This is a genomic window from Pseudomonas sp. PD9R, from assembly GCF_019200975.1.
GTDB lineage: Bacteria > Pseudomonadota > Gammaproteobacteria > Pseudomonadales > Pseudomonadaceae > Aquipseudomonas.
In genome coordinates this window covers 92224-112831 of the sequence record NZ_JAHTMR010000015.1, presented here as the reverse complement: position 1 = coordinate 112831, position 20608 = coordinate 92224, and the positions used below count along the sequence as shown (strand labels likewise).

Below are 20608 nucleotides of genomic sequence, written 5' to 3'. Positions count from 1 at the left end.
CACAGCCCTTGCTAAAGACCCTTCAGTAGTCCGCATCTGCCCACCAAGAAAATTCATAAGTTCATGGAGATCGCACAATGAAGCGTCGTAGCTTGATCAAAGCTTTCACACTCTCGGCAAGTATTGCCGCGATGGGCATGACCTGGACCGTCCAGGCCGCCGAGACCATTAAGGTCGGCATTCTGCATTCGTTGTCCGGCACCATGGCGATCTCCGAAACATCGCTCAAAGACATGGCGCTGATGACCATCGACGAGATCAACGCCAAGGGCGGTGTCAACGGCAAGATGCTGGAACCGGTGGTGGTCGACCCGGCATCCAACTGGCCGTTGTTTGCGGAAAAGGGCCGTCAATTGCTGACCCAGGACAAGGTCGCCGTGGTGTTCGGCTGCTGGACTTCGGTGTCGCGTAAATCGGTGCTTCCGGTGTTCGAAGAACTCAACGGCCTGCTGTTCTACCCGGTGCAATACGAAGGCGAAGAGATGTCGCCGAATGTGTTCTACACCGGCGCCGCGCCGAACCAGCAAGCGATCCCCGCTGTTGAATACCTGATGAGCGAAGAAGGCGGCAGCGCCAAGCGTTACTTCCTGCTCGGCACCGACTACGTCTACCCGCGCACCACCAACAAAATCCTGCGTTCGTTCCTGCACTCCAAAGGCGTGGCCGACAAAGACATCGAAGAGGTCTACACCCCGTTCGGCCATAGCGACTATCAAACCATCGTGGCCAACATCAAGAAGTTCTCGGCCGGAGGCAAGACGGCGGTCATCTCCACCGTCAACGGCGACTCCAACGTGCCGTTCTATAAAGAGCTGGCCAACCAGGGCCTGAAGGCCACCGACGTTCCGGTTGTGGCGTTCTCGGTGGGTGAAGAAGAACTGCGCGGTATCGACACCAAACCGCTGGTTGGCAACCTCGCGGCGTGGAACTACTTCGAGTCGGTGGATAACCCGGCGAACAAGAAATTCGTCGCCGACTGGAAAGCCTACGCCAAGAAACACAACCTGCCGGGCGCGGATAAAGCCGTGACCAACGACCCGATGGAAGCCACTTACGTCGGCATCCACATGTGGGCGCAGGCCGCTGAAAAAGCCAAGTCCACCGACGTCGACAAAGTCCGCGAAGCCCTCGCCGGCCAGACCTTTGCCGCACCGTCCGGCTACACCCTGACCATGGACAAGACCAACCATCACCTGCACAAGCCAGTGATGATCGGCGAGATCCAGGCCGACGGTCAGTTCAACGTTGTATGGCAAACCGAAGGGCCGATCCGCGCCCAACCGTGGAGCCCGTTCATTCAGGGTAACGACAAGAAGCCTGACTACGCGATGAAGAGCAACTAAGCCACCTGACTGCATTCACCCAAACCCTGTAGGAGCGAGGCTTGCCCGCGAAGCTTTTGGTGGCCTCACGGTCCTCTTCGCGGGCAAGCCTCGCTCCTACAGGGTCCATCGTCGCCTTTCAGGACGCTGCTATGTCCCTTTACCGACTGTTTCTTGCCATTGCATTTGTGTTGATGCCGATGGCCACCCACGCCGGCGACGCCGAAGACTTCGTCGCGGCCAACCCCGTGCAACAAGCAAAACTGCTGGAAACCTGGGCCGCGCAGCCCGATCCGGCCCGCATCGAGTTGATCAACGCCCTGCAACAAGGCGAGTTGACCGTCGACGGCCAGCCGAAAACCTTGCGCCTGAACAATCGCCTGCGGGGCCTGATCGACACCGCACTGGCCAGCCACCAATTGCTCGCCGCCGACGCCAAAATCCGCCTCGCCGCCGCGCAGCTATTGCAGAAAAGCGCCAAACCGGCGCAGCTGAAATTCCTCGACCAGCAACTGGCTGGCGAACAAGACCAGACTGTCCACGCCGCTTTGAGTCTGGCGCTGGCCAATCTGCAACTGGTCGATACCGACCCGGCCGTGCGCCTCGCCGCTGTGCGGTTGCTGGGCGAAACCGGTGATCCGCTGGCCCGCACCCGCCTCGAAGGGTTGCTCGAACCGGGCGTCGAAGCCGACGCCAGCGTACGCACCGCCGCTGAAACCAGCCTGGCGCAAGTGAAACGCAAACTGCTGGTTGGCGAGATCCTCGGCGAGGCTTTCAGCGGCATGTCGCTGGGGTCGATTCTGCTGCTGGCGGCGTTGGGTCTGGCGATCACCTTCGGTCTGCTCGGCGTGATCAACATGGCCCACGGCGAAATGTTGATGCTCGGTGCCTACTCGACTTACGTGGTGCAGTTGATGTTCCAGCGCTACGCGCCACAGGCCATCGAGTTCTATCCGCTGATCGCGTTGCCGGTGGCATTTTTCGTTACCGCCGCCATCGGTATGGCGCTGGAGCGCACGGTGATTCGTCACCTCTATGGCCGCCCACTGGAAACCCTGCTCGCTACCTGGGGCATCAGCCTGATGCTGATCCAGTTGGTGCGCCTGGTGTTCGGTGCGCAGAACGTCGAAGTGGCCAACCCGGCGTGGCTGTCGGGCGGGATTCAAGTGCTGCCCAATCTGGTGCTGCCTTACAACCGCATCGTCATCATCGCCTTCGCGTTGTTTGTGGTGGTGCTGACCTGGCTGCTGCTGAACAAAACGCGACTGGGCCTGAACGTGCGCGCCGTCACGCAGAACCGCAACATGGCCGCTTGCTGCGGCGTACCCACCGGGCGCGTCGACATGCTCGCCTTCGGCCTCGGCTCGGGCATCGCCGGCCTCGGTGGCGTGGCCCTGAGTCAGATCGGCAACGTCGGCCCGGACCTTGGCCAGAGCTACATCATCGATTCCTTCCTGGTGGTGGTGCTTGGCGGCGTAGGTCAGCTGGCCGGTAGCGTGCTCGCCGCGTTCGGCCTCGGCATTGCGAATAAGATTCTCGAGCCGCAAATCGGTGCTGTGCTCGGCAAGATCCTCATCCTCGCGCTGATCATTCTGTTCATCCAGAAACGTCCGCAAGGCCTCTTCGCACTGAAAGGACGGGTGATCGACTAATGAACCAGCCCCTGCTCGTTACCGCCACCCAAAAGGCTGGCCCCAAGCTCACGATGGCCGTTGGTGCAGTGATCCTCGCTTTACTGCTGGCGTTGCCGCTGCTGTCACTGTTGTCGCCGGACAACGCGTTTCACGTCTCGGCCTATACCCTGACGTTGGTGGGCAAAATCCTCTGCTACGCCATCGTCGCCCTGGCGCTGGATCTGGTCTGGGGTTACGCCGGTTTACTGTCCCTCGGCCACGGCCTGTTCTTCGCCCTCGGCGGTTATGCGATGGGCATGTACCTGATGCGCCAGGCCTCGGGCGATGGTTTGCCGGCGTTCATGACCTTCCTGTCGTGGACCGAACTGCCCTGGTTCTGGACCGGCACCAGCAGCTTTATCTGGACTCTGTGCCTGGTCGTTCTGGCACCTGGGTTGCTGGCGCTGGTGTTCGGTTTCTTCGCCTTCCGTTCGCGGATCAAGGGCGTGTATTTCTCGATCATGACCCAGGCCCTGACCTTCGCCGGGATGCTGCTGTTTTTCCGCAATGAAACCGGGTTCGGCGGCAACAACGGCTTCACCAATTTCCGCACTATTCTCGGTTTCGGTATCACCGAGCCAGGCACTCGCGCTGTGTTGTTTTTCGCCACGGTGGTGTTGCTGGTGGCGAGTCTGTTCATCGGTTGGCGTCTGGCGCAGAGCAAGTTCGGCCGCGTGCTGACGGCGCTGCGTGATGCGGAAAACCGCCTGATGTTCTGCGGCTACGACCCGCGTGGTTTCAAGCTGTTTGTCTGGGTGCTGAGCGCGGTGTTGTGCGGTCTGGCGGGCGCGTTGTATGTGCCGCAAGTGGGCATCATCAACCCGAGTGAAATGTCGCCGACCAACTCGATTGAAGCCGCGGTTTGGGTTGCCCTCGGTGGTCGCGGCACGCTGATCGGCCCGTTGCTCGGCGCCGGCGTGGTCAATGGCATGAAGAGCTGGTTCACCGTGGCGTTCCCCGAGTATTGGCTGTTTTTCCTCGGTGCATTGTTCATCGTCGTGACCCTGTACCTGCCTAAAGGCGTGATCGGTCTGCTGAAAAAGAGAGGTGAACAATGAGAGTCACTGCGACCGCCGAGTTCATGCTCGAACCGGCCTTTTTCCCGGTGGACCCGAACAAGGACGCCGGCACCAGCCGCGATTCGATCGGCCTTGGCCAACGCGCCGGCCCGGGCCTGAACACCCGCCACGGCACCATCCTGACCCTGGAAGACATCAGCGTCAGCTTCGATGGTTTCAAGGCGCTGAACGACCTGAACCTGTACATCGGCGTCGGCGAGTTGCGCTGCATCATCGGCCCCAACGGTGCGGGCAAAACCACGCTGATGGACGTGATCACCGGCAAGACCCGCCCCAGCCACGGCAAAGCCTGGTTCGGCGAAACCCTGGACCTGACGCAGATGAGCGAAGTGCAGATCGCCCAGGCCGGCATCGGCCGCAAGTTTCAGAAGCCGACGGTGTTCGAAGCCTTGAGCGTGTTCGAGAACCTCGAACTGGCGCAGAAAACCGACAAGTCGGTCTGGGCCAGCCTGCGGGCGCGGCTCAATGGCGAACAAAAAGATCGCATCGCCGAAGTGCTCGACACCATTCGCCTGACCACTTCGGTCAATCGCCCCGCCGGTTTGCTGTCTCACGGTCAGAAGCAGTTTCTGGAAATCGGCATGTTACTGATGCAAGACCCGCAACTGCTGTTGCTCGACGAACCGGTGGCAGGCATGACCGACGCCGAAACCGAATTCACCGCCGAGCTGTTCAAAAGCCTGGCCGGCAAACACTCACTGATGGTGGTGGAACACGACATGGGCTTCGTCGGCTCCATCGCCGACCACGTCACCGTGTTGCACCAGGGCAGCGTGCTGGCTGAAGGGTCGCTGGAACAAGTGCAGGACAACGAGCGGGTGATCGAGGTTTACCTCGGCCGATGACCGTTGCCCCTGTAGGAGCTGTCGAGTGCAACGAGGCTGCGATCTTTTGATCTTCAGCGATGCCGGCAAAGATCAAGATCAAAAGATCGCAGCCTCGTTGCACTCGACAGCTCCTGCATAAAGCCGTTCGGGTAGAACAGAAGGAATTTGAAGATGCTGCAAGTCGACAAGCTGCACCAATACTACGGCGGTAGCCACATCCTGCGCGGCCTGACGTTTGACGTGAAGGTCGGTGAAGTCACCTGCCTGCTCGGGCGTAACGGCGTGGGCAAGACCACCCTGCTCAAGTGCCTGATGGGCCTGCTGCCGGCCAAAGAAGGCGCGGTGAATTGGGAAGGCAAGCCGATCACCACGTTCAAGCCGCACCAACGGGTGCACGCCGGCATCGCCTATGTGCCACAGGGCCGGGAAATTTTCGGCCGCCTGACCGTGGAGGAAAACCTGCTCATGGGACTCTCGCGTTTTCCCGGTAGCGAAGCCAAGGAAGTCCCGGCGTTCATCTACGAGCTGTTTCCGGTGCTGCTGCAAATGAAGCAACGACGCGGCGGCGACCTGTCCGGCGGGCAACAACAGCAGCTCGCCATCGGCAGAGCGCTGGCCAGTCGTCCCCGCCTGCTGATCCTCGACGAACCCACCGAAGGCATCCAGCCGTCAGTGATCAAGGAAATCGGCGCGGTGATCAAGAAGCTCGCGGCGCGTGGTGACATGGCGATTTTGCTGGTGGAGCAGTTCTATGATTTTGCCGCTGAACTGGCGGATCAATACCTGGTGATGTCCCGGGGCGAGATCGTGCAGCAGGGTCGCGGAGAAAATATGGAAGCCGAAGGTGTGCGCGGTCTGGTAACGATCTAATCTGTAGCGTCCTAACGATAACTAAAACATATGAATTTACCTGCCTCCCTTTTGTTCACACCCAGCTGGCACGCCGAGCTCGAGTTGGGCTATGCCCGTTTCGGTGACAGCACGCGCCCGGTTCAGCGCCGCCACCTCGGCCCGCTGCGGGTGCAAAAGCATCTGTATGCCGAAGGGCCTGAAGTCTGCCAGCACATCATCGTCCACCCACCGGGCGGGATTGCCGGTGGCGACCGTCTGGACATCTCGGCCAGTGTCGGCCGCGATGCGTGGGCGCAGATCACCAGCCCCGGCGCGGCCAAGTGGTATCGCGCGGCCGGCCCCGCCTATCAGCAGCTGAAGTTGAAGGTGGCAGCCGGTGGGACACTGGAATGGTTGCCGCAGGAGACGATCGTCTTCAGCGCGGCCCAGGCGGAGCTCAGCACTGCCATCGACCTTGAAGGCGATGCGCGGCTGTTCTATTGGGACGTCGTGGCGCTTGGTCGACCGGCCAGTGGCGAGCGTTTTGATCTTGGGCATTACCAGTCGCAACTGGATATCCGTCGCGACGGCCAGTTGCTCTGGCATGAACGCCAGCGCATTGTCGGGGCTGACGGTTTGCTCGATTCACCGATTGGCCTGGATGGGCAACCGGTGTTTGCCACCCTGCTGGTGACCGGCGAAATCGATAGCGATTTGCTGGAGCGTTGCCGCTCGCTGCCCAATGACGTGCGCGGGGATTTGACGCAATTGCCGGGGTTGCTGGTTGCGCGCTGCCTGGCAAGTGAGGCCCTGTTGGCGCGTGGCTGGCTAATCGATTTGTGGAAGTTGCTACGCCCGGCCCTGCTCGGCCGAGAAGCCGTCCCGCCCAGAATATGGAACACCTGAACACACATTCCCTTGTAGGAGCTGTCGAGTGCAACGAGGCTGCGATCTTTTGATTTTTTTCACGACCGCCAAAAATCAGAGTCGAAATCAAGATCAAAAGATCGCAGCCTTCGGCAGCTCCTACATAATTATCTAACTGCCGAAACTGGATTTCTACGATGGACCTGACCCCACGCGAAAAAGACAAGCTGCTGATCTTCACCGCCGGCCTCGTGGCCGAACGGCGTTTGGCGCGCGGCGTGAAACTCAATTACCCGGAAGCCATGGCCTACATCTCGGCGGCATTGCTCGAAGGCGCCCGCGATGGCCAGACCGTCGCCGAGTTGATGCACTTCGGCACCACCCTGTTGACCCGCGAACACGTGATGGAAGGCATCCCGGAAATGATCCCGGAGATCCAGGTCGAAGCGACGTTTCCCGACGGCACCAAACTGGTCACCGTCCATCAACCGATCGCCTGAGGCCACGCCATGACTTATCAAATACGCGATGCGGTGCATGCCGACCTGCCGGCGATCCGCGACATCTACAACGACGCCGTGCTCAACACCACGGCGATCTGGAACGAACAGGCTGTGGACCTGGGCAACCGGCAAGCGTGGTTCAGTGCGAGGCAATCCCAGGCTTACCCGATCCTGGTGATCGTCAACGCTGACAACCACGTGCTGGGCTACGCTTCATTTGGTGACTGGCGGCCATTCGACGGCTTCCGCCACACCGTCGAGCACTCGGTTTACGTGCGCAGCGACCAGCGCGGCAATGGCCTCGGTCCGCGCTTGATGGACGTGCTGATCGAGCGTGCCAGGGGCTGCGGCAAACACGTGATGGTGGCCGCCATCGAAAGCGGTAACGCCGCCTCGATTCGCCTGCACGAGCGCATCGGTTTCGTGACCACCGGGCAGATGCCTCAGGTGGGCACCAAGTTCGGTCGCTGGCTCGACCTGACCTTTATGCAATTGACCCTCAATCCTGGCGCCCAACCGCCGAGCGCCAACCAGGAGTGATACCGGATGAACCCCGCCCAACTGCGACGCGTCAATGTTGAAAGCTTTGCGCACTATCGTCAGGGTTTGATTGATCTGTTGCTCGATGCCGTGGGTTATGGCGCCAGTGTCGGCTTCATGGCCAACCTCGATGCAACGCAGGCCCGTGCCTATTTCGACGAGGTTCAAGAGAACCTGAACAAAGGCAACGTGCTGCTGTGGGTGGTGGTCAAGGACGAACAAGTACAGGCCAGCGTGCAACTGACGCTGTGCCAGAAAGCCAACGGCCTGAACCGCGCCGAGGTGCAGAAACTGCTGGTGCGTGAACAGGCGCGGCGTCGCGGTTTGGGTCAACAGTTGATGACCGCACTGGAACAGGCCGCCCTGCAGCACAAGCGCGGCATGCTGTTCCTCGACACCGAAGCAGGCTCACCGGCTGAAGATTTCTACAAGGCGCTGGGGTACACCCGTGCCGGTGAAATTCCCGATTACGCTTGCGACCCGAGCGGTCGCTACAAGCCCACCGCCCTCTACTACAAAGTTCTCCAAGGAGCCCATTGATGATTCCCGGTGAATACCAGATCCAGCCCGGCGACATCGAATTCAACGTTGGCCGCCGCATCCTCAGCCTGAAAGTGGCCAACAGCGGCGACCGGCCAATCCAGGTCGGCTCGCACTACCACTTTTTTGAAACCAACGACGCCCTCACCTTCGACCGCGCCGCCAGTCGCGGCATGCGCCTGAACATCCCCGCCGGCACCGCCGTGCGCTTCGAGCCGGGGCAAAGCCGCGAGGTCGAGTTGGTGGACCTGGCCGGGCATCGCCGGGTGTTCGGATTTGCCGGGCGGATCATGGGTGACCTGTAAGTGATTCAGCGCCGGTGACGGCCCCTTCGCGGGCAAGCCTCGCTCCTACGGGCTTTGTGTCGTACGCAATTTTCGCGATCGACACAAAACCTGTAGGAGCGAGGCTTGCCCGCGAATGCGATCCCACATTCAATTAATTCCCAAGGCAAGCACATGAAAATTTCCCGTCAGGCCTACGCCGATATGTTCGGCCCCACCGTCGGTGACAAAGTCCGCCTGGCCGACACCGAGCTGTGGATCGAAGTGGAAAAAGACTTCACCACCTACGGCGAAGAAGTGAAGTTCGGTGGCGGCAAAGTCATCCGCGACGGTCAGGGCCAAAGCCAATTGCTGGCCGCCGAAGTGGTCGATACCGTCATCACCAACGCCCTGATCATTGATCACTGGGGCATCGTCAAAGCCGACGTCGGCCTCAAGGACGGGCGCATCGCCGGCATCGGCAAGGCCGGCAATCCAGACGTGCAACCCAACGTGAGCATCGCCATCGGCGCCAGCACCGAAGTCATCGCCGGTGAAGGCATGATCCTCACCGCCGGCGGCATCGACACCCACATTCACTTCATCTGCCCGCAGCAGATCGAAGAAGCGCTGATGAGCGGCGTCACCACCATGATCGGCGGCGGCACCGGCCCCGCCACCGGCACCAACGCCACCACCTGCACCTCCGGGCCGTGGCATCTGGCGCGCATGCTCCAGGCTGCCGACGCCTTCCCGATGAACATCGGCCTCACCGGCAAGGGCAATGCGAGCTTGCCGGAGCCGTTGATCGAACAGGTCAAGGCCGGCGCCATCGGCCTCAAGCTGCACGAAGACTGGGGCACCACCCCGTCGAGCATCGACAACTGCCTGAGCGTCGCCGATCAGTTCGACGTGCAGGTGGCGATCCACACCGACACCCTCAACGAATCCGGCTTCGTCGAAACCACCCTCGCCGCCTTCAAGGGCCGCACCATTCACACCTATCACACCGAGGGTGCGGGCGGCGGTCATGCGCCGGACATCATCAAGGCCTGCGGTTTTGCCAACGTGCTGCCGAGCTCCACCAACCCGACCCGACCGTTCACCCGCAACACCATCGACGAACACCTCGACATGCTCATGGTCTGCCACCACCTGGACCCGAGCATTGCCGAAGACGTGGCCTTCGCCGAAAGCCGCATCCGCCGCGAAACGATTGCCGCCGAAGACATCCTACATGACCTCGGCGCGTTCTCGATGATCAGCTCCGACAGCCAGGCCATGGGCCGTGTTGGCGAAGTCATCACCCGCACCTGGCAAACCGCCGACAAGATGAAAAAGCAGCGCGGCCCGCTGCCGCTGGACGGCGAAGGCAACGACAACTTCCGCGCCAAACGCTACATCGCCAAGTACACCATCAACCCGGCGATCACCCATGGCATCAGCCATGAAGTGGGTTCGGTGGAAGTGGGCAAATGGGCCGACCTGGTGCTCTGGCGCCCGGCGTTTTTCGGGGTCAAACCGACGTTGATTTTGAAAGGCGGGGCCATTGCCGCCAGTCTGATGGGCGACGCCAACGCCTCGATCCCGACGCCGCAACCGGTGCACTACCGGCCGATGTTCGCCAGCTATGGCGGCTCGCTGCACGCCACCAGCCTGACCTTCATCAGCCAGGCGGCGCTGGAGGCTGGCCTGCCTGAAGCGCTTGGGCTGAAGAAGAAAATCGCCGTGGTCAAAGGCTGCCGTGAGGTGCAGAAAACCGACCTGATCCACAACGACTATCTGCCGAGCATCGACGTCGATCCGCAGACTTATCAGGTCAAGGCCGACGGTGTATTGCTGTGGTGTGAGCCGGCGGACGTGTTGCCGATGGCGCAGCGGTATTTTCTGTTCTGAGTGTGGGTGGCATTTTTCAGATCAAAAGATCGCAGCCTGCGGCAGCTCCTACATGGGATCGCGTACACCCTGTAGGAGCTGCCGAAGGCTGCGATCTTTTGATCTTCTGTTTTGCGATTAGCTCATTCGGCTTTGTTGCCTGGCAACTATCGCCGCCATTTCCGGTTCATCCAGATGATCCAGCGCTTTATCCACCAACAAATGCACGCCGTCGGCCATGCGGCTCAATGCCAGGGCAACGGAGCGGCTTGAGCCTTGCACATGATCGGCGAGGTCGGCGGCGATGGCGCTGATGGACAGCAGGTCTTCCGAGGCGTTGGCCAGCAATGATTCAGTGTTGACGTCTGGGCAGACGCTGAAGAGTTGGCCGTTGCGTTTCGGTGGTTTCTTGTCGGCTGGCGGAAAGTGATGGTCGAGGGCGCGTTCGGCGGCCTCGTTGAGCTTGTTGGAGTCGGTGGATTCGTAGGGAGATGCGGGATCGGTGTCTGGCGGATTGGGTGTGACTTTGAACATAGTGAAACTCCGATGCGACTTAAAAGGAGCCATCACTCTCTCGCTACCAAACGGAGGGTGGTGACCATACGAAGGTTGGTAGACCGGGCATCGGAACCGGCGCCCCGAAGGGACCCTGCGCATGGCCACCATAAAACGGAACCCTGAAAAAGGGCCGTACAAGGTGACGCTATGCGTCGATGCATCAGGTCTACCAAACCCGATCACTGTTTTTTTCAGCGACCGGGAAACGATAAAGCCCAGGCACAAAGGCGCACAAGCCGGCGGATTCTGGCGTACCTGTAGGCAACGGCACAAGGTTTTGTAGCTTTCATCAAGTAACCCTGACAGCGCTTAAACAATCACTGTCGGGCAATGTTTAAAACCACAAATCCGCGATTACGTCCGGACAGCCGACCACCCTCTCGCCGTTGCATACCATCCCTGTAGGAGCTGCCGCAGGCTGCGATCTTTTGATTTTGCATTTGAAGATCAAAAGATCGCAGCCTTCGGCAGCTCCTACAGGGTTTTGTGGTGTTCGAAGTTTTAACCGGACTGCAAACGTCAGATATTTCAGAGTCTGTCGTAGGCGTGATCCGAATCGGTTCCGGGCCCCTCAGACAGTTCTGGATGACTGCTATACCCCTGTGAATACTTCGTTTTTGACGGGGGTAATTGGCAGGAGCATCAAGTGACGGCAGCTCAGGAGCGGGCTAATTCCGCTCTCAAAAAAGACTCAGGATCGCGTCTCGCGAAAGGGCAATCTTTTCGCTTACTGGCGCTAATCACACTGGCGCTTGTCTCTGGCGGCTGTGTTTTTGCACCGGCACAGAGCTTTACCTTGCAGGCCGATGTGCCGGCGGATTTCCGGGTAAAAGCCGACGCTTTTTATGTGCCGGCCACCGGCGAAACCTGTCAGGCCCCGCCGCGCAAACGCGGAGAGGTGGCACCCAATCGCAAGTTCTTCACCAGTGAATACCAGAACGTTGCGCGCACGGCCGAGTTTGAGGTGCCGCTGACGACGCGTGCCGGTGGTTGTCCGTTGGTGTTGAGCAGTTTGAAGCTGAACCTCGACGCGAAGTGGGGAACGCGTTGGTCTGACATCGGCGGTGACTTTGCCAGCCTGTCCTTTCGCGACGTTCTTGATACCGATTTTCCGGCGTTTCCCGTCTCTGGTGTTCAGGCGTTTCAGGGACAGTGCCAATGGTTGTTTCGCACGGTGGGACCCAAACGAGCGATCGTAAAAATCCTGCACTGTCGAGCTGTCGACTCAGATGGCCACATGGTGAAACGCATGGCCGGTGGGGTGTTGCAGCGCGATCAGTTGCCAGGCCAGACGGTGAGGATGGTGTTCAGGATGGCGGCCGAGGAACGGCCTTTTGGACGAGACACCTGGATCCGTTTTCCACAGGGTTGGAAACGTTGCCTGGGCGAAAGCCTTGAGGATCAAGACGCTTTTTGTCGCGGCAACACCACTGATTTCAAGTCTTTCAAAATGCCTGACGGTCGCGAATGCACCGTCTACCCCAACTGTACTGAATAAGGAAAATCAGACATGGAACTTAAGGCGTGTGACTACCCTTTCTTTAGCGATAGGATGCTGGCCTGCCCATTGCGAGGGCATTGGACGAGTTTCCGATTAGTGGACGAGCAAGGGGATGGCAAGCCCTATGGTGGTTTGCAGTACACCGTAACGGACAGCGTCGGTCAGGAATACACCGGGTGGTTGGATGATGAGGGATTTGCCAAAGTGGAGAACCACTACCGTGGGCCTGTCGCGCTCACGATGGACAAGCAGTACGAAGGACTCGAAGAACCATATGAACGCTTGATCAAACGAGAGTACTACCCTCTCCCAATCACCGATCTCCAGCACCGCGCCGAACAAACCCGCTTCTTCCACGCCGACGGATTTCGCCGCGAACACAACCCCGCCATGAAAGACGCCGGTTCCTTCATCCAGGTCGAGGTACGGGACCTGGTCAGTCAGGGCGCGCATTTGCCGCCAGTGGTCAAACGCTTCTACGAGCCGCATAACGCCCTGCTGCGGGCCATCTCCGAAGTGAGTTTCGGCCCCGAGATTTCATTTGGCGTCGCCCTGCTCCCCAACCGACTTCATGTGCTGGAAGTGCGACCCATGCGCGCGTTGCGGCCCATGCTGTCCACCGATGACCAATTCTGTGCGCTGAACCTCTATCAATTGGCCCTGATGGCGACGTTGAGTTACACCGACTTCGCTCAGGACCCGCGTGAAACGCCGCGGGATAACGTGCGCTTTCCCAAGGCGCCGAGCATTGGCAATCTGTTTGGCGAGGCGCTGGCCAATTATCGAGAAAACTGGCAAGTCGATAGCCAGCAGCGTCATCGGTTCTTTCCGTTGTACGAAGACGTGCCGTATTCAAAACGCCTGGAAATCCTGCCGTTCGACCCGACGCTGTATGAGCAGAACCACCCGGATAAAGGCAAAGACCAGGAGCACCCGGCCAACCAGCATTTTTTCGATGACCAGGAAGACGGCGGCGATACCCAGGCGTTCATTTGTCATCACGACGAAGTCATTCTGATTTCGGTGCGTGGTACGGCCAGCCTGAAAGATGCGTTACGAGATGTGGACGCGCTTCAAGTGACGTTCGAAGAGGGTGTCGGCAGAGTTCATCAAGGGTTTTACAGCGCGTTTCAGGCAATGAAAGCGTTCGTCTTGCGTTATCTGGATAAATTTCACGCGGGTCAAAAAATCATCATCTGCGGCCACAGCCTCGGCGGTGCCATCGCTTTGTTGCTGGCAGAAGCACTTCGTCGGCGTGCGAGTGTCACCTACAACATCCTCCTCTACACCTACGGCGCCCCACGCGCCGGCGACTCAACCTTCGTCGAAGGTGCTGCCGACCTCGTCCATCACCGCATGGTCAACCGGAACGACCCGGTGCCCGGCGTGCCGGCGCCCTGGATGGACGCCAACTGGAAGGTCTGGGTACCGGGTTTCGCAACAACGTTCTTATCCGGCCCCTATGGCCTGCTGCTGTTCGGTGCCGGCCTGATGCGGCTCAAGGGTGATCCCTATCACCATCACGGGCAACAGCAGCATTTCATGCTGGTGCGCTTCAATGACGATGAATGGTCGTCGGTATTGTGGGACCCGGATTGCGAGTCCATCGAAAACGCCGCGTGCACCGCCATGCTGGAGAAAAAAACAAAAAGCGATATGCCGGCCCGCGATGGTTTGCTGACGCAACTGGTCCAATACACCGATCACATGATGCTCGCCAGCTACATCCCTTACGCCTGGTCAACATTGCGCCGTTGGCAGCAAACGCTGGAAACCGGCTCAACCGTGATCAGCGAGCGCGAGTACCGCGTTGTCGATGACGCCATACAAGCGCTTGATCAGCGTCTTACCGTCTATTACCGCGCGGTGAGGTATGAGGAATTGCCGCGTGGTCTACCCGCCAATCAAGAGGCCGCCATGAGAGCCATGAGCCGAGAGAAGAGCCGTCTGCATACAACCCGCCAGCGCTTGGAAGCCTTGCGTTATCGAAGCCTCACGGAGGCTGATGTGTATGGCAGCGCTGCGCAGTCACCCGAGTTCGCCAGTGGCCTGGAGCGTTGGGCAAAACACGCTGAAAATCAGAGTGTGTTCCGCATGGCCATGGCACCAAGGCAACTGGATGATGGAGTCATGCTGGCCAGCCAGCGTCGGTACATCGAATAACTGAATGTCGCCCGCATGGAATGCCGACGGCACTCGATCTGTTTGCTCGCCTGAACTCCCTCAATCATCCGCATCGCTGTTTTTTGCTGTTTGCCGGGATCGCATGACACCCCTGAAAAAGGGTTTGAATAATCACCTGTTGAATGACCTGAATGCCACCACGCCGGTGCTCGCTAATGCCCACGCGCCGGCGATCGTGTATTTCTCGCCAAAGGGGCTACTATTCGAATCGCTGTCCTTCGATTCATGCCCAGGTAGCCGCCATGCGTCTTTCGGAATTCATCGTGCAACAGGTTGATCGCATCGTCGATGAGTGGGAGCAATTCGCCAAAACCATCACGCCGGCCGCCGAAGCCATGGACCGCAGCGCCCTGCGCGATCATGCGCGCGCGATTCTGCTGGCGGCCGCTCGGGATATGTCCAAGCCACAAACTCCCGGTGAGCAGGCCGCTAAGGCCAAGGGCGAAGGCCCGGAAAAAACCCCGAGCCTGGACCAGGCCGGTGCCAGCCACGGCGAATTGCGCCATACCGTGGGTTTCGATCTGGTGCAAATGACCAGCGAATTCCGCCATTTGCGCGCCTGCGTCATTCGCCTGTGGGTGGACAGCCTCGAATCCCCCGACATGGCCTATTTCCAGGACATGATCCGCTTCAATGAAGCCATCGACGAAGCGTTGGCCGAATCCACTGCAGCCTATGCCGAACAGGTGAATCGCTCGCGGGACATCTTTCTGGCAATCCTCGGCCACGACCTGCGCGTGCCCCTGCAAGCGGTGAGCATGTCCACCGAAATGCTCCTGCGCAAAACCAGGCTGGAAGGGGACGCCCTGAAATGCGCGACCCACATCAAGCGCGGGACGCGACATATGGCGGTGATGGTCAACGATTTGCTGGAACTGGTGCGCAGCCGCCTGGGTAAAAGCCTGCCGATCGAGCTGGCGCCCATGGACCTGGCAGAGGCCGCGCATGCAGCCATCGCCGATGCTTGCGCCGGTAACCCGGAGTGTGATCCGGCGCTGAAAATACTGGGCGACGTCAGCGGCAATTGGGATCCGGGGCGAATCGCTCAACTGCTGCAAAATCTGATCGGCAACGCCTTGCAGCATGGCTCGAACAAGCGCGACGTGACGGTGACCCTCAGAGGTGAGCAGGATGCGGTTCAACTCACGGTGCACAACTTCGGCATACCGATCCCAGCGGACGCCATCGCCACCATTTTCGACCCGTTGGTGCGCAGTGCCGATGAAGAATTGGGACAGCCCTCGACCAGCCTTGGCCTGGGCCTGTTTATCGTCAAGGAAGTGGTCGATGCGCATCAGGGGACGATTGAAGTCAGTTCCAGCGAAGCGGATGGCACATTGTTTACCGTGGTATTGCCACGCAGCGCCCCGTAGGAGCTGCCGAAGGCTGCGATCTTTTGATCTTGATCTTGATCTTGATCTTGATCTTGATCTTGATCTTGATCTTGATCTTGATCGTCATGGGGCTGTTGGGTGCCAGAGATCAAAGGCCAGATCAAAAGATCGCAGCCTCGTTTTACTCGACAGCTCCTACACAGCTCCTACACAGCTCCTACACAGCTCCTACAAACCTCCTGTAGGGGATTACTCGACTACCAAGCGTGCGAGGCGTTGCTTGAGCATCCGATTCTCTGCCCTCAGTTGCTGCACTTCTTCGAGCAGGTCCAGCGCCAGGGCGACGCCTTCCCATTCCAGCTCCAGATCGTGGCGCAGCTTGGCGGCACGTTTGGCCAGGGCCAGTTCGTAATCGGTGAAGCGCCAGTCCTTGGGCGCACTCCCCTGAGGTTCGAGGATGCCGTGTTCGACGATTTCGATCACGTAGACGTCCGACAGGTCGGTCGCCTCACAGAATTCTGCCATGTCCAGTTGAACGATCAGGGGGTTGCTCATGTTGGGCTACTCCGTGTCTGGGATCAGAAGTTTTCTCTTGGGTCGAAGGCAGCTTTTTTCGCCAGTTCCTGCCACAACGCTTTCACCTCTTCGCTTGAGGTTTTCGGCATGACTGCCTTGAGCTGCACGAACAGGTAACCTCGCTCACCGGCCTTGTTCAGCAGGCCGTGGCCCTTGGCGCGCATGCGCTGGCCATTCTGGCTGCCGGCCGGGACTTTGAGGTTGATCTTGCCGGTCAGGGTCGGCACAGCCACTTCGGTACCCAGCGCCAGCTCCCACGGTGCCAATGGCAACGTGATGATCAGGTTTTCGCCTTCGACATCGAATTTCGGGTGCGGCGCAAAGCGGATGGTCAGGTACAGGTCGCCATTGGCGCCGCCACCGACACCCGGTGCGCCCTGGCCTTTGAGGCGGATGCGCTCGCCGTCGGTCACGCCGGCGGGGATTTTCACGTTCAGGCTTTTCGGGGTGTTGCTGACGTGCTGGCCGGCAGGGTTGTACTGCGGCACCTGGAAGGTGACCTTCTTCGATTCGTTCGACAGGGTTTCTTCCAGAAACACGCCAAGTTCCATTTCCACGTCTTGCCCTCGACGCCCGCTGCTGCGACGCGACTCTGCACCCCCAAAACCAGGGCCACGGTTACCGAAGATCGAACTGAAGAAGTCCGAAAAGTCGCCAGTGTCCTGACCGCCACCACCGAAACCGCCACGGCTCTGCCAGCCCGGTGGCCCCTGGAACGGTTGGCCATGCTGGCCATAGCGGCGCAAGTCGTCGTACTCGGCGCGCTTGTCGGCGCTTTTCAGCGCTTCATAGGCTTCAGAGGCATCCTTGAACTTGGCCTCGGCGTCCTTTTCCTTGCTGACGTCGGGGTGGTATTTGCGCGCCAGCTTGCGATAGGCGGCTTTAATCGCCTTATCGTCTGCTGTCGGCTCCACACCGAGAATCTTGTAATAGTCTTTGAAGTCCATCGCGGGAATCACCATCCGTTATCAAAGTCGCGCCACCGCCACAGCATGCTCTTTTTTGCAGCACGGGGTTTGTCCGATCTCAGGGTTGTGACCGGGCAGCGCATCAGAAGTTTATCGGCAGCAGGCGGGGCTTCTTGCGCTTGCCCCACGGCTGTCCGGTTGATGCAGGGTAGTTTGGGGGTGATGCGGCGTCTTTCAAGACGTTGATCGGCAGAATTAGCAGATAGTCGGCCTTCGATTCTGCGGCGCACTGGCATACACTGCGCGGCCGTTTTTTAACCGGAACTCGAAAGACATGAAAAACGCATCTCCAGCCCGTGCCTGCGGCATCGACTTCGGCACGTCCAACTCCACCGTCGGCTGGCTGCGCCCCGGCATGGAAACGCTGATCGCGCTGGAGGACGACAAGATCACCCTGCCTTCGGTGGTGTTCTTCAACATGGAAGAACGCCGCCCGGTGTACGGCCGGCTGGCGCTGCACGAGTACCTGGAAGGCTACGAAGGTCGCCTGATGCGCTCGCTCAAGAGCCTGCTGGGCTCCAAGCTGATCAAGCACGACACCAGCGTCCTCGGCACGGCGATGCCGTTCAAGGACCTGCTCGGTCTGTTCATTGGTCAGCTGAAGAAGCGTGCCGAAGCCGCCGCCGGTCGGGAATTCGAAGAAGTGGTGCTGGGTCGTCCGGTGTTCTTCGTCGATGACGACGAAATGGCCGACCAGGAAGCGGAAAACACTCTGGTGGACGTGGCCCGCGCCATCGGTTTCAAAGACGTGTCGTTCCAGTACGAACCGATTGCCGCAGCCTTCGACTATGAGTCGACCATCGAGAAAGAAGAGCTGGTGCTGATTGTCGACATCGGCGGTGGTACGTCGGACTTCTCGCTGGTGCGCCTGTCACCGGAGCGCCGCGACCATGACAACCGCCACGACGACATCCTCGCCACCGGCGGCGTGCACATCGGCGGGACCGACTTCGACAAGCAACTGAGCCTGCAAGGCCTGATGCCGCTGTTCGGCTACGGCAGCCGCATGAAGAGCGGCGCCTACATGCCCACCAGCCACCACATGAACCTGGCGACCTGGCACACCATCAACTCGGTGTACTCGCAGAAGTCGACCCTGGCCCTGGGCAGCATGCGTTACGACATTGAAGACACTGGCGGCATCGATCGCCTGTTCAAGTTGATCGAACAGCGTGCCGGGCATTGGTTGGCCATGGAAGTGGAAGAAACCAAGATCCAGCTGACCCACGCCGACAGCCGCCACGTGCCGCTGGACCGCATCGAACCGGGCTTGAGCGTGGAGCTGAGCCGGGCACTGTTCGAATCGGCCATCGACAATTTGCTGGAGCGCGTGCGCAACAGCGTCACCCAGTTGCTGGCAGACGCCGATGTGCGGGTCGATCAGGTGGATACGGTGTTCTTCACCGGTGGTTCGAGCGGGATTCCGGCACTGCGCAATAGTGTTTCGGCGATGCTGCCGAATGCGCGGCATGTGGAAGGGAACATCTTCGGCAGTATCGGCAGTGGTTTGGCGATTGAGGCGGCCAAGCGCTACGGTTCGATGGGCTGATCTAATACCCTGTGGCGAGGGAGCTTGCTCCCTCGCCACAATTAGATCAAAAGCAAATCAAACCATCCCCACCTGCTTCAACTCGCTTTTCAGGTACGCGTAATAAATCGGCCCCGCCACTACCCCAGGCAGGCCGAACGCGGCCTCGAACACCAGCATCGCCAGCAGCAACTCCCACGACTTGGCACTGATCTGCCCGCCGACGATGCGCGCGTTGAGGAAGTATTCGAGCTTGTGGATAAAAATCAGGTAACCCAGCGCCGCCACGGCCACCCAGATCGACAGCGACAGGCCGACGATGGTGATCAAGGTGTTCGACATCAGGTTGCCGATCACCGGCAGCAGGCCGAGCAGGAAGGTCAGTACGATCAGGGTTTTGGTCAGTGGCAGCTTGATGCCGAACATCGGCAGAAGCACCGCCAGGAAAATCCCGGTGAAGAAGGTGTTGAGCAGGGAAATCTTGATCTGCGCGAACACGATATTGCGAAACGCCTGGACCAGCAGGTGCAGGCGATCAAACAGTGCGGCGGCCAGCGGCTTGCGCTTGGTCAGGTCCGGCACGCGCTGCAAGGCAATGATCGCGCCCAGCACCATGCCGATCAGCAGCGTCACGAACATGTGCGCCGCGTCCTTGCCGACCAGTTGCAGGTCGCTGAGGTGTTTGCTCATCCACTCGCCAATCGCCACGCGGAACTCGGCGGCGCTGGCCGGCAGGTAGGCGTCGATGAACGGCGGCAGTTGCCCGCGCGCGCGATCGACCACGTGCATGAATTTGTCGAGGGACGCTCCGGGGTTTTCCGCTTCGTGCAGCAGAAAGCTGATGGCGCCGGCGAAGATCAACGTCAACACACTGACGACTAAAGTCCCCAGCAACGCCACCGCCAGCCAGCGCGCCCGCCGACCTTCGATCAGCCGCTGCAATTGTGGGGTGAGCATGTTGACCAGCTCGAACACCAGCAGCCCGGCCAGCAGGCTGGGCAGCAACCGCAGCGGAATCACCAGCAGCAGTCCACCAAAAATGATGACCCAGCTGATGACCAGCAAAACATGACGCTGAGAAAACGTTGACATACAGCCTCAAAACGAACGGCGTAAAAGGATGGGCAGTCTGCCAGCGATCCGGTGGCGAAGCGAGCAGATGCCCACAAACGGTGTCGCGCCCAAAAAATCGCAGCCTGCGGCAGCGCCTACAGGGACCGCAACCGCATGTAGGAGCTGCCGCAGGCTGCGATCTTTTGATCTTTATTTTTTCTTCAGGCAATCACTCATGAACGCCTTGCGTGCATCGCCCTTCAAGGCTTTGGTAGCGGCATCGGCGTTGCAGGTTTTCATTTTCTCTTGCTGCGGGGTCAAGGCTTTACCGGCGTCGTTCGCTGCCGGGGCCGCCTTCAGGCAGGTACTCATGAATGTCTTGCGCTCATCGCCCTTGAGGCTTTTCGCGGTGGCATCGGCGTTGCAGGTGGTCATCTTGTTCTGCTGGTCAGTGGCGGCGAAGCTTTGGGAACAGAGCAGCAACCCGATCATCAACAAAGGGACACGCAACATCTTCATGGAGTTTTCTCCTTGTTGCCGCACCGAGAGATGCGGCCTCCCCGAGGAGTGTAGTCAAGCCTTGTTA

At 59.7% G+C, this 20608-nt stretch carries 21 protein-coding genes; 16 read left to right on the top strand and 5 right to left on the bottom strand.

Translation table 11 applies throughout. The features are described from left to right. Window positions 1-77: 77 nt before the first annotated feature. The 11 genes from urtA to ureC all read left to right on the top strand — a co-directional run bounded on the left by urtA (window position 78) and on the right by ureC (window position 10341). Window positions 78-1343, top strand: a complete 1266-nt coding sequence (urtA, locus tag KUF73_RS24680; protein ID WP_218440613.1) for an urea ABC transporter substrate-binding protein — start codon at window positions 78-80, stop codon at window positions 1341-1343. A 131-nt stretch (window positions 1344-1474) separates the two neighbouring features. Continuing rightward, window positions 1475-2974 (top strand): urea ABC transporter permease subunit UrtB, encoded by a 1500-nt coding sequence (gene urtB / locus KUF73_RS24675; protein ID WP_218440612.1) that lies wholly within the window; start codon window positions 1475-1477, stop codon window positions 2972-2974. Next, on the top strand, window positions 2974-4053 hold the full coding sequence (gene urtC / locus KUF73_RS24670) for an urea ABC transporter permease subunit UrtC (RefSeq protein ID WP_218440611.1): 1080 nt from the start codon (window positions 2974-2976) through the stop codon (window positions 4051-4053). Before urtB ends, urtC begins: the two co-directional genes overlap by 1 nt. Then, window positions 4050-4919, top strand: coding sequence for an urea ABC transporter ATP-binding protein UrtD (urtD, locus tag KUF73_RS24665; RefSeq protein WP_218440610.1), 870 nt, complete (start codon window positions 4050-4052; stop codon window positions 4917-4919). The genes urtC and urtD overlap by 4 nt, the downstream gene beginning before the upstream one ends. Window positions 4920-5072: 153 nt before the next feature. Next, window positions 5073-5771, top strand: a complete 699-nt coding sequence (gene urtE / locus KUF73_RS24660; RefSeq protein WP_008031204.1) for an urea ABC transporter ATP-binding subunit UrtE — start codon at window positions 5073-5075, stop codon at window positions 5769-5771. A 30-nt stretch (window positions 5772-5801) separates the two neighbouring features. Beyond that, entirely contained in the window at window positions 5802-6638 is an 837-nt protein-coding gene (locus KUF73_RS24655; RefSeq protein WP_218440609.1) for an urease accessory protein UreD, read from the top strand. A gap of 158 nt (window positions 6639-6796) precedes the next feature. Next, window positions 6797-7099: an urease subunit gamma gene (ureA, locus tag KUF73_RS24650; protein WP_218440608.1), complete on the top strand. Its 303-nt coding sequence runs from the start codon at window positions 6797-6799 to the stop codon at window positions 7097-7099. Between the two features lie 9 nt (window positions 7100-7108). After that, on the top strand, window positions 7109-7642 hold the full coding sequence (locus KUF73_RS24645) for a GNAT family N-acetyltransferase (protein ID WP_218440607.1): 534 nt from the start codon (window positions 7109-7111) through the stop codon (window positions 7640-7642). Window positions 7643-7648: 6 nt separating this feature from the next. Next, window positions 7649-8182 (top strand): GNAT family N-acetyltransferase, encoded by a 534-nt coding sequence (locus KUF73_RS24640; protein ID WP_218440606.1) that lies wholly within the window; start codon window positions 7649-7651, stop codon window positions 8180-8182. Next, window positions 8182-8487 carry an urease subunit beta gene (locus KUF73_RS24635; RefSeq protein WP_218440605.1) on the top strand — a complete coding sequence of 102 codons (306 nt, stop codon included), beginning with the start codon at window positions 8182-8184 and terminating at the stop codon, window positions 8485-8487. Before KUF73_RS24640 ends, KUF73_RS24635 begins: the two co-directional genes overlap by 1 nt. Before the next feature lie 153 nt (window positions 8488-8640). Further along, window positions 8641-10341, top strand: a complete 1701-nt coding sequence (gene ureC, locus KUF73_RS24630; RefSeq protein WP_218440604.1) for an urease subunit alpha — start codon at window positions 8641-8643, stop codon at window positions 10339-10341. Between the two features lie 117 nt (window positions 10342-10458). On the opposite strand, the gene KUF73_RS24625 is transcribed toward ureC, so the two are convergent. Next, the gene (locus KUF73_RS24625) at window positions 10459-10854 is read right to left on the bottom strand and encodes a DUF6124 family protein (RefSeq protein WP_218440603.1); all 396 of its coding nucleotides are present in this window, start codon (window positions 10852-10854) and stop codon (window positions 10459-10461) included. A 670-nt stretch (window positions 10855-11524) separates the two neighbouring features. Here KUF73_RS24625 and KUF73_RS24620 point away from each other — a divergent pair. From KUF73_RS24620 to KUF73_RS24605, 4 genes are read left to right on the top strand one after another with little or no spacing between them, the layout of a single operon-like run. Further along, window positions 11525-12376, top strand: a complete 852-nt coding sequence (locus tag KUF73_RS24620; RefSeq protein ID WP_256345686.1) for a hypothetical protein — start codon at window positions 11525-11527, stop codon at window positions 12374-12376. A 12-nt stretch (window positions 12377-12388) separates the two neighbouring features. Further along, entirely contained in the window at window positions 12389-14542 is a 2154-nt protein-coding gene (locus KUF73_RS24615) for a lipase family protein (protein ID WP_218440602.1), read from the top strand. Between the two features lie 4 nt (window positions 14543-14546). Continuing rightward, window positions 14547-14840, top strand: coding sequence for a hypothetical protein (locus KUF73_RS24610; RefSeq protein ID WP_218440601.1), 294 nt, complete (start codon window positions 14547-14549; stop codon window positions 14838-14840). After that, window positions 14806-15936: a sensor histidine kinase KdpD gene (locus KUF73_RS24605; protein ID WP_218440600.1), complete on the top strand. Its 1131-nt coding sequence runs from the start codon at window positions 14806-14808 to the stop codon at window positions 15934-15936. The genes KUF73_RS24610 and KUF73_RS24605 overlap by 35 nt, the downstream gene beginning before the upstream one ends. A 210-nt stretch (window positions 15937-16146) precedes the next feature. On the opposite strand, the gene KUF73_RS24600 is transcribed toward KUF73_RS24605, so the two are convergent. Both KUF73_RS24600 and KUF73_RS24595 read right to left on the bottom strand, forming a co-directional pair. After that, window positions 16147-16452 carry a chaperone modulator CbpM gene (locus tag KUF73_RS24600; protein ID WP_218440599.1) on the bottom strand — a complete coding sequence of 102 codons (306 nt, stop codon included), beginning with the start codon at window positions 16450-16452 and terminating at the stop codon, window positions 16147-16149. Window positions 16453-16475: 23 nt separating this feature from the next. Beyond that, window positions 16476-17420, bottom strand: a complete 945-nt coding sequence (locus KUF73_RS24595) for a DnaJ C-terminal domain-containing protein (RefSeq protein ID WP_218440598.1) — start codon at window positions 17418-17420, stop codon at window positions 16476-16478. A gap of 295 nt (window positions 17421-17715) precedes the next feature. Here KUF73_RS24595 and KUF73_RS24590 point away from each other — a divergent pair, with 295 nt between their 5' ends. Beyond that, on the top strand, window positions 17716-18990 hold the full coding sequence (locus KUF73_RS24590) for an Hsp70 family protein (protein WP_218440597.1): 1275 nt from the start codon (window positions 17716-17718) through the stop codon (window positions 18988-18990). A gap of 57 nt (window positions 18991-19047) precedes the next feature. Here KUF73_RS24590 and KUF73_RS24585 read toward each other — a convergent pair whose 3' ends face one another. Together KUF73_RS24585 and KUF73_RS24580 are read right to left on the bottom strand one after the other, a co-directional pair. Then, entirely contained in the window at window positions 19048-20061 is a 1014-nt protein-coding gene (locus KUF73_RS24585) for an AI-2E family transporter (protein WP_218440596.1), read from the bottom strand. Window positions 20062-20232: 171 nt separating this feature from the next. Then, window positions 20233-20541 carry a PsiF family protein gene (locus KUF73_RS24580; protein WP_218440595.1) on the bottom strand — a complete coding sequence of 103 codons (309 nt, stop codon included), beginning with the start codon at window positions 20539-20541 and terminating at the stop codon, window positions 20233-20235. Window positions 20542-20608 lie beyond the last annotated feature (67 nt).

Bases quoted from the DNA above. Each gene is read 5' to 3' on its own strand.
- urtA (WP_218440613.1), top strand. From the start codon at position 78: ATGAAGCGTCGTAGCTTGATCAAAGCTTTCACACTCTCGGCAAGTATT.
- urtB (WP_218440612.1), top strand. From the start codon at position 1,475: ATGTCCCTTTACCGACTGTTTCTTGCCATTGCATTTGTGTTGATGCCG.
- urtC (WP_218440611.1), top strand. From the start codon at position 2,974: ATGAACCAGCCCCTGCTCGTTACCGCCACCCAAAAGGCTGGCCCCAAG.
- urtD (WP_218440610.1), top strand. From the start codon at position 4,050: ATGAGAGTCACTGCGACCGCCGAGTTCATGCTCGAACCGGCCTTTTTC.
- urtE (WP_008031204.1), top strand. From the start codon at position 5,073: ATGCTGCAAGTCGACAAGCTGCACCAATACTACGGCGGTAGCCACATC.
- KUF73_RS24655 (WP_218440609.1), top strand. From the start codon at position 5,802: ATGAATTTACCTGCCTCCCTTTTGTTCACACCCAGCTGGCACGCCGAG.
- ureA (WP_218440608.1), top strand. From the start codon at position 6,797: ATGGACCTGACCCCACGCGAAAAAGACAAGCTGCTGATCTTCACCGCC.
- KUF73_RS24645 (WP_218440607.1), top strand. From the start codon at position 7,109: ATGACTTATCAAATACGCGATGCGGTGCATGCCGACCTGCCGGCGATC.
- KUF73_RS24640 (WP_218440606.1), top strand. From the start codon at position 7,649: ATGAACCCCGCCCAACTGCGACGCGTCAATGTTGAAAGCTTTGCGCAC.
- KUF73_RS24635 (WP_218440605.1), top strand. From the start codon at position 8,182: ATGATTCCCGGTGAATACCAGATCCAGCCCGGCGACATCGAATTCAAC.
- ureC (WP_218440604.1), top strand. From the start codon at position 8,641: ATGAAAATTTCCCGTCAGGCCTACGCCGATATGTTCGGCCCCACCGTC.
- KUF73_RS24625 (WP_218440603.1), bottom strand. From the start codon at position 10,854: ATGTTCAAAGTCACACCCAATCCGCCAGACACCGATCCCGCATCTCCC.
- KUF73_RS24615 (WP_218440602.1), top strand. From the start codon at position 12,389: ATGGAACTTAAGGCGTGTGACTACCCTTTCTTTAGCGATAGGATGCTG.
- KUF73_RS24610 (WP_218440601.1), top strand. From the start codon at position 14,547: ATGTCGCCCGCATGGAATGCCGACGGCACTCGATCTGTTTGCTCGCCT.
- KUF73_RS24605 (WP_218440600.1), top strand. From the start codon at position 14,806: ATGCGTCTTTCGGAATTCATCGTGCAACAGGTTGATCGCATCGTCGAT.
- KUF73_RS24600 (WP_218440599.1), bottom strand. From the start codon at position 16,452: ATGAGCAACCCCCTGATCGTTCAACTGGACATGGCAGAATTCTGTGAG.
- KUF73_RS24595 (WP_218440598.1), bottom strand. From the start codon at position 17,420: ATGGACTTCAAAGACTATTACAAGATTCTCGGTGTGGAGCCGACAGCA.
- KUF73_RS24590 (WP_218440597.1), top strand. From the start codon at position 17,716: ATGAAAAACGCATCTCCAGCCCGTGCCTGCGGCATCGACTTCGGCACG.
- KUF73_RS24585 (WP_218440596.1), bottom strand. From the start codon at position 20,061: ATGTCAACGTTTTCTCAGCGTCATGTTTTGCTGGTCATCAGCTGGGTC.
- KUF73_RS24580 (WP_218440595.1), bottom strand. From the start codon at position 20,541: ATGAAGATGTTGCGTGTCCCTTTGTTGATGATCGGGTTGCTGCTCTGT.